Source organism: Pedobacter sp. UYP1 (assembly GCF_040547305.1).
Taxonomy (GTDB): Bacteria; Bacteroidota; Bacteroidia; order Sphingobacteriales; family Sphingobacteriaceae; genus Pedobacter.
The window spans coordinates 887,580-899,525 of record NZ_JBEPPL010000001.1; the positions used below are offsets into that span (position 1 = coordinate 887,580).

Sequence of the window (11,946 nt, forward strand, 5' to 3'; positions counted from 1 at the left end):
ATAAATAAATTAACAAAAGTATCTGTCGTTAAGAAAATTAGCTCATCAATTATGCCTACAAGAATTAGTACAGCTCTAAAAATTAATAGGCGCCTTTTAAATGTAAAGGGAATCTATGATTCAATGATTGATTTTGATAGTAAATTACATATTGATCCAGCAACATTAGCTAATTGTGAAATACCTGAATTTAGAAATGCCTCAAAAAAAGTTATATTATATTTTGCTGATGTATTGACACTAATTTCTGCTTCTAAAAAAATTAATGATCCATTTTGGAAGGTCGCTTTAAAAAAACTAACCTTTGGGGAAGGCCTAAGTTCAGGGTTAGGTTATTCTCAAAAAGGAACACACGGCAGTGGAATTGGCCCCGAAATGGCCAAAAACATTCTTGTTACAGTAAAATTGGTGGTAGAGGCTGGTATAAATGATCCAAAAATTTTCGAACTAGTACCAATACTTGAAGATAAAATTGGCCCCGACAGAATTAGTGATATGATATCTATAATTTTAAAGGATGAATTTTTTGATTTTACTAATCGCATAGCCGGAGAATTAAATGTTAAACCTTTAAAAGATTCAAAAGGTAACATTATTATTTTTGTTCCTAAATCAATTCTAAATGATCTTCCAATTGCTGCCCAATGGGAAGATGTAGCTATATCAGTTTCATATAATGAAAAAATCAGAGGTTCTTTAAATAAATTAATAGGACAATCCTGGAGAAAAATTGCAAACGAGAATAAGAAGAGCACACTAAAAGAACTTCTACTTAAACACCCAGACTTACTAAGAGAATTATTAATAAAATATAAGGCTAGATCTATAAAAGGTTATGATTTTATATTGGATCACTTGGGAATTACCATATTTGATGTCCTAGGGCCAGAAACTGCTTTAGATTTCCCACTTGATCTGAAAAAATTCGACAAAGTAACTTCTGAAAATGTGTTAGACATATTAAGAAAAATAACACAACAATATAAAAAACTTATAGAAGATAATGGCTTAGTTTCACACCTTTACGACGGAAATCTAAAGTTACGTCCAGAAAGATTTCCGCAATTATTATTCTATTCAATCGCCGACTCATATTGTAGTGCAAATGGTCTAGATCTAAATCGAGAAATAAACGCCGGCTCCGGGGCTTTAGATTTTAAAATTTCAATGGGATTGGCAAAAGTAACACTTGAAATAAAATATTCAAGTAACCCTAAGCTTGTAGAAGGATTTACAAAACAGCTAAAGACTTATAACGACTCTGAAGGAATAGATCATAAATATAGTATATATTTAGTTTTACGTATTAACCCTAATATGGATCACAAATTGACTGAAATACAGTCCATTATAGCTGAAAACAGAAGACTTAACACTTCATCTCCAGAATTAATTGTGATTGATGCAAGTATTAAGCCTTCAGCTAGCCTGAGATAAAACATTTAGTTGATTATCTACTTGGTTTGCCATTTGCCATTAAAATTCGACCATTCTAGTACTTACCTTAGACTTTACCTTAAGCATTCCCATAGAGTTTAATCTATTCGACAGAAAAAACACAGGTATCTCTGCTTTATTATTATGGGCAGCGTTGTTCTTATCTACCAGGATTAGGATTCGTAATAACGGGATTTTGCAATGGATGAAATATAATTATTTTATCAGAATACAAAGAGAAACGCGTAACTTCATCTATAATCCTAGATCCCTTCAGACTACCATAATGTATGCTTGAGAAATCAGATTTCATTTTCTCTAATTCCCCTAAATAATCCATTTTTCTAGGAAACAGTTCTGCAAAAAAAAGATATGTTCTCTTGATTTTAAATAGTGTTATATTTTTTGCGACATCATCCCAATTTTTAGACTTCTTAATATTAAAAAGTTCATCTAAAAAGTTAAAGAAATATTCATTTTTAATATCAAAATAGTCTTTTCCATATTCTGTTAAATGGGTTAATCATTTTTTAAAGACTGACAATCAGTCTAAACTTATTATTAGCTAAGCAAGTAGATAACATTTTTTATATATTTTTCTCTTTCTCAAATTTTCAAATAAACGAGAATTTTTAACTTCATTATAAAAAATGATCCATACCCCAGTTATTTTCTAAGATTGAGGCTTTAGATTTTTCGAGGTAGAAATTATTATATTCCTTTAAGTTATGAATTGATTTCTTTACATATTCAATAAAGCCATAGTTAGTATGTTCACTATAGCCTTCGAAATCCCTGTAATCTTTCCTAAAAACCGAGCTATAAAGATGTGAAAATTCGCAACTATAAAACAGCAGGATGGTATCAAAATACAATCGCTCTAATAGAAGATTTCGGTTGTTCTGGAGTTTTTTTTATTGTTTTTCTTAAGACTAGAGCCCACCACCTTTATTATTCCATATACCTTTAAATTTTGATTATTTAGTAATCAATTGCTCCATTACACTTTAGCAGCACAGCAAAATCGAAAGACTCTTCCTCAATCCACTGATCATTTTTAATAAGGTCTTTAATGAGTGACGTATATTTATCATTAAATAGCATTGGATTCAAGCCAGATAGCTCCTTGCCAGCAATCCATTTACTGCTGTGGTGCTCCATAACTACAGGAAGGCGCTCATCAGGGTTATCGGGATAAAGCAGTTTGATCTCACAGCCCTTCAGCATTAATCTCTCTCTTATATTTTGAAAGATCCGAAGTCCATGATAATCCCAATCACAAGAGTAGTAGATTGGCAGAAGTAGCTTATCTTTTGATATGTAATCGATTATTGCAGTATTACTTCCACCAACATACCACAGTTCGATATTATTTTCCCTGGCTTCCCATGGTATTTTTAAGAAAGCCAAATTTTCACAAAGCACAATAGCCGCTGGGCTCAAGACATCAACGGTTAATCTCCATTGAAGATTTTTAGGATCCTTTTCTGGAAAATTGGAAATATCTAGGAGTTTACAGACAGCAGCATAAAGACTGGGATGCTCTTCAAGGTACTTAGAACCAAATCCCTTAAAAACCACATTTGAGAATTTTCTCACCGTTGTTAAATTGTACTTTAGAGTATCCTTGTTTTGCTCTATAAACATTAGCGTTAAAATGTCTCTGGCTGTATATTTTTGCCTGGCGTCAAGACTCAGCTCATTCGCGGATAAGAAGGCGTTGAAGCGTTCGAAGTCCTCCTTGAATTCTTTTTCATAATATTCTTTGTAGCCCCGTTGCGCCTCTAATATTTTAAAGTTACCCATTTTAAACCTCAATAGTTTTTTCTGCTTAATGAGTACCGCAGCGATAAAGGGATTAGTGGATATCTTTGCTAAAGATTGCCCTTTAAGGTATAATTCGTTCAGCGCACGATAATGACGCCAGATCAATGCCTGGTTTCTTTTCATATTCCTTTCTTAATATCATCATCGCAAAATATCCCTACAGGACGGTAATTCACTGGTGCATCGACTTGCATATTCTTATGTAGCATATAAATATATTGATCTTTTTCATTGAATTTCCCAACTGGGTTGATCGACATGGAGATAATCTGGTAGTCAAATTCCCGAGCAATTTCGTAAAGCATATCGTAATTAGAGCCCAATCCTTCAGCCTCATCAATGGGCATTACCCTAACGGCCTTTGCCTGGTTCTTTCCTTCTTCTCGGCTCATCACAGATAAGCGGGCAATACACAAAAGTGCAATAGCCGCATAGGTTTGTCCTGTACTTCCTTTATTTACTCTTCCAGAATCAGACTCCATGGTAAAGCTCAGGTCGTAATAACTTGCCGGATCTAATAATTTAGCGACCTTGAGATCTGGGGATTTGTTACCCCCACACAATTGGAATGCATCAATCATCATCTCGGTAAGGCCAACTCTTTTTGATAACCTGTTTACCAGTCCATCCTCTGGTGCAAATAATCCAACTTCCTTTTCCACTCTCTGTTTAAAGGCATCCATCCATTCCTTTGGAAAGCCCAATGCAAAGTTTCTCTTGAGCCTTGCATGGTAACCTCCGGTAATATTATGTCCGGTCTTTAAAAAATTATCTATTCTGCGGACCACTTCCATCTGTTCGGTGATTGCGTGATCCACATCATCTAAAATATCTCTGATCTTTTGGATCTTTCGATCGTTAAGCTGCCTATTCTTATCGTTGATCCGCATCAGATACCGTCTGATCACTTCAATAGCGTCGCCATCAATTTCACCGGAAACCGCATCGGCAAATGCTTCCGGAAGAAGTGACTTACTAAGCGATAGAAAATCATCGTTTTCATGAAGTTTATAAGCCTCTGAGGGGATAAAATTCTTGATAATATCTCCATAAGTTATTACACAGGCCTGTTTTGCATTAATGTATTCTGTATTTGCTTCTTTTGGATCATGCAATTTCCCAACCATTTCGATTGGATCCAGATCAGGATAATCTTTCTTAAATTCCTCCTGAATTCTTAAGAGTTCTTGTTCAGATTTGGTAAAACTGGTATGTCTCTCCTCCCATTCATTAACTTTCTGGAGCGCTTTGGTAATACGCTTTAAATCTAGTTGCAACGCTGAAATTTTCGGTTTAATATTGCCATATGACCAGTTCTCCCCTTCATGCTCACGGACCGATGAATAGTTTTCTATATCAGATGCCCCTTTGATGCCTAATAGGTCATTCGAAGATTCCTTCAAATCAGCTATGAGGCTCTCAACCTGAGTCTTGTAGCTCTTGGCATTAAAGATATCTGTAGCCAAATCACTTTTCTCTGTGGTATATGAACTATAGTCTTCCAGAACTGTTTCTTTTCTATTAAAATAGCCCATTAGCTTTTCCATCTCTTCATGAGCAAAACTCAAGTCATCAATGATCTGATAAGCCTCTATCAATTCTTTTTCGCAATAAGCAGACAAAAATTTATTTTGATTCTCAAGAGAGAGAAATACCTTTTTAAGATGCTCAAGATCTTTAACTTCGTCGGATAGCTTCCGAATGCTTTCAGCAGTTGATTTCCCAATCTGGTCGAAATAGTGCCTGATTTTTTCCGGGTCAAAAACTTCCAATATCTGTTGATCAACATTTCTTATATATTTTCTAATGCCCCGTAAATCTATCCAGAAACCGTTATCTTCTCGATCGGCAATCGATAATTCGAGGAATAAGCTAGCTGGCAAAGGAAGATAGTCTTCATGGCTATCAGGTTTGTGACGGGGTAATTTCTGGAGTGAGAGGATAACGCTCTCCTCATCTTTAGAAAAACTACGCTTTTGCGATAATGCCCAATAAGCAAGCGAGTCGATATTATTGAAATCCAAATACTTACTGAGCAGCATCTGTTCATTAAGAACTTCAGTCTTTTTAACTAACCTACTCTCTAAATCGGCAAGGAAGGTAACATTTCCGCTTGCCATAATTTCCTCGAATAGAGATAATACTTTTTCGACAGAAAACTTACTAAGGGTATTTTTGATGATTTTTTTGAGGGAAATATTTGATATATTCTTGGCATGGATTACCTTAAGCTCACTCAGATCACATTGCAGCTCTGATAGTTTGTCCTCAATGAATATTACACCATCATATGCCGGCTTTAGATCTAACAACTTGTTCTCTATGACCTGAAGCCTTTCGGACAAGGCAGGTAAATTACTGTGCGAATCTTCAAGTCCTTTCTTAATGATGGCCTGTATTTCCGGGATCTTTTTATTAGCATAAGTATATTCTGCAAATATATCTTCCAAGCGATCCAAATCCAGATCATATTCCTGGTTTAAATAAGCAATCTTTTTATTGAGATAATCAAAGCACAGCAGGTCACGTTTTTTCATTTTTTCCTTCAGATCAATAAGGGCTGCCTGCTTTTGGGTCACCCTTTTAATCTCCTCAATATTATTACCGTACTCCCCAATAGTGGCTTCCATTTCATGAACGGACTGCTTAAACTTTTCGTTTATCTCCAGAGCCTTTTCACGCCCGAATAGAAAATCCTTGATACTGGCGCTCTTTTGTGTATCAAGGGTCTTTCCCCTGGAGAAAGACTGCAAGATACTGGCATAATCTTTAAGCAACCTATCGCCGGAGGCCAGATCCATAGGAAGGATCTGTTCTTTGAATAGGATCTCGTGGAACTTTTTAGGTTTAAGCCATGATTCACAAAAGTAACCGCATTCCAGCACATGGTCTTTCAAAAGATCAATAGGCAAAATCTGATCATCCTTTATGAAGTCAGCATATACTATAGGGTTGCTCAAAGGAGTTATCGGGTCATAATCAAACCCCTGCTGAATGATGAAACTGTGCGTCGAACGGTTTCCTGTTTCTATGCAGGTCCCGATCACCAGATACTTCTGGATTGCGACCTCAATGTTCAAAAAGGCATATCCTATGCTATTAGAGCGAGACTTTCCAGATTCTTCAAGTACCATGCCGCTGGGTTTGCGTTCTCCGGTTGCTTTGGTAGCGGACTCAAATGCATCCGAGCCGACGAAGATAAGCTGCAAAAGATCGGCGATCATACTCTTACCTGCTCCGCTCTCACCGACGAAATCTGTACGAAATTCGTGGAAACGATAATCAAATTCCTGATGGTGGATAAGCCCGATTGTAGACAGGCTAAAAATCCTAGGATAGCTTTTCATTTTTTTCTTCCTTTAGCCATGATTCTATGTTATTTATATAGTCGCCATAAATCTTTGGCAAACGCTGAAATGAGGGCATCACATCAAATACTTCGCCTTCAAAAACAATCCAGCCAATTTTGCGAAATTCATCCATTGCATCTGCAATTATCTTATCGACTCGTTCATCATCCATTTGGGTATTTTTGTCTCGTCTGGCTTTTGCAAGAATTCGGTAAATACCGGGTTTCAGCTCCTCGTAATCCAACCTTACCATACGCTGAAAGCGACTGACCGTGTTGAGTTCAATGTAGCCATCAATGTAAATAACCTTGAATAAGAGAAAGCCGATAATGACATACTCATTTGGTAAAAAATGCCTATTGTCATCAGGTATGCCACCCCTTGATTGCGCCATAAAATCAATGAAGAAATATTTTTCGACTGTTTCTCCTCCTTGATCTAGCACGATTCCGAAGTATTCCTGGTAATAGAGCCGCATGCTTTGAAAATTCTCGTTTATAAAGCCGAATATTTCAGTTTGAGTCCTGTAGTCCTGTATATGAATCCCATTTTTTAGCGCATAATCAACCTTAGAAAACAGACGCGCTGCGTCCTCATGTATCAAAAATTTTAGTGCTTCATTCATTTCTTTTCAATTATCATCTCCCAAAGGGAAATATTTGTTCCTGTTCCTACCACAAGTTCATCGGTAACCGTTAGGTTATACCTGGGATGTTGACCAAAGACTTTTAAGCATCTATGTGCAAGGCCGATGCCCAGAGCGATATCTTTGGTTTCATCTTTCCCCATGCATAAAAAAAAATAGTTGGAAAACCTCAACCTACTGGCGGGTACCAGATCGTTCATGATCTTATCGACCCAGATTGATATATCGTCCTGTTGTTTAAGCTTTTTACTAAATAACCTAAAGACTGTTGCCCTTGCTTCTTCGTCCTCTTCTGCTATGAAACGTTTTGTCGCCTTTACGGGAAAAAGATCACGTTTACGTTCAAAAATGCAGAAATTCATTCTGTCCTGGTAAACTTTTAATCCGGGGATTCCAGCTGGAAAGTCAATCGGCCGCTTATTAGCCTTATTAGCTGTTGTCAACTTGCTATAATCGATAAGGTGGATTAAAAAACTTTCGATCCTAGCATTGAACAGCGGTTTATTCAGATTGGAAAACAGCTGTTTTACTTTGGGCTGGACCCGATCTAACCTACTGTCTACCAAGGAAAGTGTCTGTTTCATTTCCTGGAAAAATGAGATCGCACTATAGATAAGATCCCCCAATTTGTCATCTTCATTTTCGATGGAGATAGATTCTAGTTTTCGCCTTATCTGATCCATCTCACTAAACCCTGCTCTGAGCTCATTGTTTTGCTTTCTGATGAGGTCAAACCGTTCATCTATCTGCTTTAGCATTAATGTAATATCCCTACTCTTTGCAATTAAGTTCTGCCTCATTTCGATTACCGAGTGATCGATTTGACGATCCAAAAAATCTATCTGTTGGCGTAGCTGAGGCTGAAACGTCCGAAAATGGATATCAAACCAATCTCTAAGATTATTGCGGATGATTAGGTCTTCTAATCTTTCCCTTAGAGCGAGGCAAATTTTTTCTATTATTGTCGGATCAAAGCTTGCCTTCAATGTATTACTGGCACGCCTACAGAACTCGTTTGCATACTCCTTTAACTTGTAAACCTGCCTTGATTCATCGTAGTACAAAAAATATTCCTGAAGGTCTGCGATTAACCTATTGTTGTATTCCCAAGAGTTCCTATCAGTAGTACCGTTTACCTTCGCGGCAAAAGAGAGCGCCTGATGAACATCGTTTTCAGTAAAGGTTTTGTCCGAAAAAGATCCACTCTCTATCCGCTCATATAGCCAGATTACAGCAATACCAGCCCTAGGGTCGGGAAAAAGGAGATTGTAGGTTGAGCCTTTTGATATTTCTTTTAAAAAATCAAAAGCCGTTTCATTATAATTATCCAAGAGCGCAGATATTGATGAAAAATAAATTTACGATTTTAATTCAAAAAATATTGAACAGTACCATTCAAATCATTATAAAGCAATAATAAGGTAAAGTAGCCTTTACCCGATCAATAAATTAACTTCGATTTGAGGGATTAATGTTCTACAATTGTCAAAAATTATTTACACTCCTGCAGAGAAAGCAAGTTATTTTTCAAGCTTGTATCCGCTTCAGTCTTTACATACTCCGTTCCATTGGGCGTTTCTGCTGTAATGAGTTTGGCCTTATTGCCGTGTGCATCGTTCACGTATGCTTCTCCCTTATCGTTTTTTATCCAATTGTATACTTCTAGTCTGGTATTTTTACCCGAGGCCTCATTAAACTCGTTTACCTAGCCAAGGTGCGTGATTGCAACATTTGGATTTTCATGATTTCCATTGTCTTTGTTGATACATGTAATTTTGATAGCCATATCTATTTTTTCATACTGACCTGAATTGATCCATTGCAAACCTAAAATCTTCTTTTCAAAAAAAAATCCGGTTTCCCGTACTTAGTTCGATAACCAGATTGAATAATCTTCATCTAAAAATTGATATTCCAGTATCTGACCTTTCGTATTTATCTAGTTCACTTTTAGTTAGCTGGTTAATTTAAATTGTTTTTTTAATAAAAAAAAATAAGGCGACACCATCAGAAGTTCTGATTATACAGTCCGATATTTTGAAAGGGTTACATTCATATAAATAGCTAAGGCAGTACTATCCTTTCCTCCTGAAATCCCAAGAAGATGTCTAACCTTAGCGACATCATTTGCAATCATATATTTAAAATTTAAATCTAATTTATTTTATAAATAATACTAACCATCAATCACTTAATTTTTAAATCTCAAAAAAATACATAGACCAGCATAATTTTGATAATTTTTACATAAATTAATCAATTATCTAAAAATAATAATGAAAGATTTATTTCAAAGAATAATTTCACAATATAGTGAAGAAAGTAAAAAACCACTCAAGAATAATCAATTAGCTCACTTTATAAAAGATGAACTAAAAAATGAATTAAAAAAGATTGTTAATAATGATGAGAGGTACATTGTAGCTTCGTCTTCAGGAAAGGGCAGGTGGACCGCTACGCCATGGATAGCTATCTTTGATATCTTCATTACAATAACTGCACAAGAAGGATTTTACCCTGTTTTCATATTTAGAGATGACATGTCTGGATTTTATTTAACCCTTAATCAGGGCGTTACAACAATAAGACAAGAAAACAAAAAAGAAACACTTAATATTCTTAAAATTAATGCAAAAAAATTCAGAGCACAATTAGGTAATATTTCTAATAATTTTTCTGACTTAGATATTAAATTAAGGAATCAAGAAACCACCAAAATTGGTTTATCAAGGGATTATGAAGCAGGTAATATAATTGCAAAATTTTATTCCAGCACTAACCTTCCTTCAGAGGATATTTTCAAACAAGATATATCAGAAATTTTGGAAATATATAAATCATTGATATTTGTACATGAAGAAATAGAGACCCAAGAGAAAGACCATGAAAACAATAACTACCAAGGAGATGAAAGGAAAAAATACAGACAACATAAAAGGATAGAAAGAAATCAAACATTAATAAAAAAAGTAAAAAAAGCACAAGGTTTTATCTGCAAAGCTTGTAACCTAGATTTTGCCGACAAATATGGAGTGTTGGGTAAGGACTTTATTGAAGCACATCACCTAAAACCTATATCCCAACTTACTGAAGAAATAGTAAAACTCGACGCGAAAAAAGACTTTGTCGTTTTATGTTCTAATTGTCACAGAATGATTCACCGTACAGAAGACCCCAGTAATTTAAATGCATTTAAATTACTTATTAAAAACCAAAATTGAATCCACCAATTACCATCTAGACTTTCTATTTAGCCCCCGGTAAGGCGATCGTAATATTTCATTCAATTCTGGAAATTATTAAATTATACCAAAAGATAAATATCAAGATAATAAAGAGTTTAAACTTTAATCAAGACTAAAATTTTGATTACATTCACAAATTAGCGCTAACCCTTTACATTTTAATGAATAATCTCCCTGCTGATAAGACTCTGCCCATTCACATTCTATCTTCTTGTTTTAAGAATACCGTAGCCACCTATAAGTTTTACTGGTTTTTTTCAATTATTGAATCAATTGAAAAAGGTAATCATATAATTGATAAACAGTCTCTTTTTGCAAGGATGGTTGCAAATGCCTGGTATACTGTTAACTATTTCAATCTATCTTTTGGCGTACAAGATCAGTTCCAAAATGCGATTAAGCTAATTATCGAAGTAGAAGGACTTGGTATAGATGAGAAAAAAGATAAAATAGTCCAAAAGCTAGTATCCTCTGATGTAAAAGAGACAATTAAGACTTTAAGACATTTTGATGGAGAGGTACCTTACCGCTTTCTGAGCCCATGGTTTAGTAGTATAAAAGGGAATAAACAGGACATTTATAAATCATCTCAGTTGTTTGCTAACGATTGTATATATGCTGTAGATGAACATTCGGTAATTATCAATCCTAAATGGATAACATATTTGACTGAAAATAGCGGAATATTAAAAGCATTCTGTTATTGGCACTTATGTCTTTATGTACAAAAGCGTAATCCCAACGTACCGGACATTGCAAACAAGTTATTTAAACCACCTCATAGAAATAGCCTATTAAAACCTAGAAAGGAGTTTTGGGATATTATCATTGAACGAACTGGCCCAGTAAAGTGTATATATACGAAGAACCTTCTCAATATTAATGAATACGCTATTGATCACTTTGTACCTTTTGCATTTGTATCTCATGATTTGATCTGGAATCTTATTCCCGCAGATAAGAGCTTCAACTGTAGCAAATCGGACAAGCTCCCTATTTTCGACAAATACTTTGATGATTATTTTGAGCTACAAGAATTAGCGATGAAAACTGTGTTTAGTTATTCTCCTAGGAATAAGTTACTTCAAAACTATTTAACGATTCTACCTGATTTATCATTATTGAACACTTTAAGTAAAGAAGATCTTAAAGATAGATTTAAGGATAATATTCTTCCTTTGATAACTATTGCTGCGAATAATGGCTTTGAGTATTTGTATTAATGATTGGAGTTGAAATGTTAAGATTGGTTTTCGAATTTTAAATAATTGATGCTATAACAAAGACCAAAACCAAATATTTGCTAGACTGGAAAAAAGGAAATCAATCATTTATTCATAACATGTTGGATATTACGGTTCGAATAGTGCCAGCTATTTCGGTCTGTTAGTGCCAGCTATTACGGTTTAAATGATGCCACTTTAGTGGTTTAGTTTTATCC

General features: G+C 35.2%; 7 protein-coding genes and 1 pseudogene. 3 read left to right on the forward strand and 5 right to left on the reverse strand.

Features of this window, described 5'->3' with window-relative positions; all coding sequences use genetic code 11:
• Nucleotides 1-51 precede the first annotated feature (51 nt).
• The gene (locus tag ABIB30_RS03865; protein WP_354299439.1) at nucleotides 52-1,437 is read left to right on the forward strand and encodes a DUF8370 family protein; all 1,386 of its coding nucleotides are present in this window, start codon (nucleotides 52-54) and stop codon (nucleotides 1,435-1,437) included.
• Nucleotides 1,438-2,418: 981 nt separating this feature from the next.
• Here ABIB30_RS03865 and ABIB30_RS03870 read toward each other — a convergent pair.
• From ABIB30_RS03870 to ABIB30_RS03890, 5 genes and pseudogenes are all read right to left on the reverse strand, one after another.
• Complete coding sequence (locus tag ABIB30_RS03870) at nucleotides 2,419-3,387, reverse strand: hypothetical protein (protein ID WP_354299440.1); 969 nt, start codon at nucleotides 3,385-3,387, stop codon at nucleotides 2,419-2,421.
• The gene (locus tag ABIB30_RS03875) at nucleotides 3,384-6,611 is read right to left on the reverse strand and encodes a hypothetical protein (protein ID WP_354299441.1); all 3,228 of its coding nucleotides are present in this window, start codon (nucleotides 6,609-6,611) and stop codon (nucleotides 3,384-3,386) included. The genes ABIB30_RS03870 and ABIB30_RS03875 overlap by 4 nt, the downstream gene beginning before the upstream one ends.
• Nucleotides 6,595-7,239, reverse strand: a complete 645-nt coding sequence (locus ABIB30_RS03880; protein WP_354299442.1) for a condensin complex protein MksE — start codon at nucleotides 7,237-7,239, stop codon at nucleotides 6,595-6,597. Before ABIB30_RS03880 ends, ABIB30_RS03875 begins: the two co-directional genes overlap by 17 nt.
• Nucleotides 7,236-8,591: a hypothetical protein gene (locus tag ABIB30_RS03885; protein WP_354299443.1), complete on the reverse strand. Its 1,356-nt coding sequence runs from the start codon at nucleotides 8,589-8,591 to the stop codon at nucleotides 7,236-7,238. Before ABIB30_RS03885 ends, ABIB30_RS03880 begins: the two co-directional genes overlap by 4 nt.
• Nucleotides 8,592-8,752: 161 nt before the next feature.
• Nucleotides 8,753-8,926: pseudogene (locus tag ABIB30_RS03890) on the reverse strand (DUF3892 domain-containing protein); the annotation flags it as partial.
• 610 nt (nucleotides 8,927-9,536) lie between these two features.
• On the opposite strand from ABIB30_RS03890, the gene ABIB30_RS03895 reads away from it, so the two are divergent.
• The gene (locus tag ABIB30_RS03895) at nucleotides 9,537-10,481 is read left to right on the forward strand and encodes an MrcB family domain-containing protein (RefSeq protein WP_354299444.1); all 945 of its coding nucleotides are present in this window, start codon (nucleotides 9,537-9,539) and stop codon (nucleotides 10,479-10,481) included.
• Nucleotides 10,482-10,666: 185 nt separating this feature from the next.
• Complete coding sequence (locus ABIB30_RS03900; protein WP_354299445.1) at nucleotides 10,667-11,728, forward strand: HNH endonuclease domain-containing protein; 1,062 nt, start codon at nucleotides 10,667-10,669, stop codon at nucleotides 11,726-11,728.
• The last annotated feature ends 218 nt before the right edge of the window (nucleotides 11,729-11,946 follow it).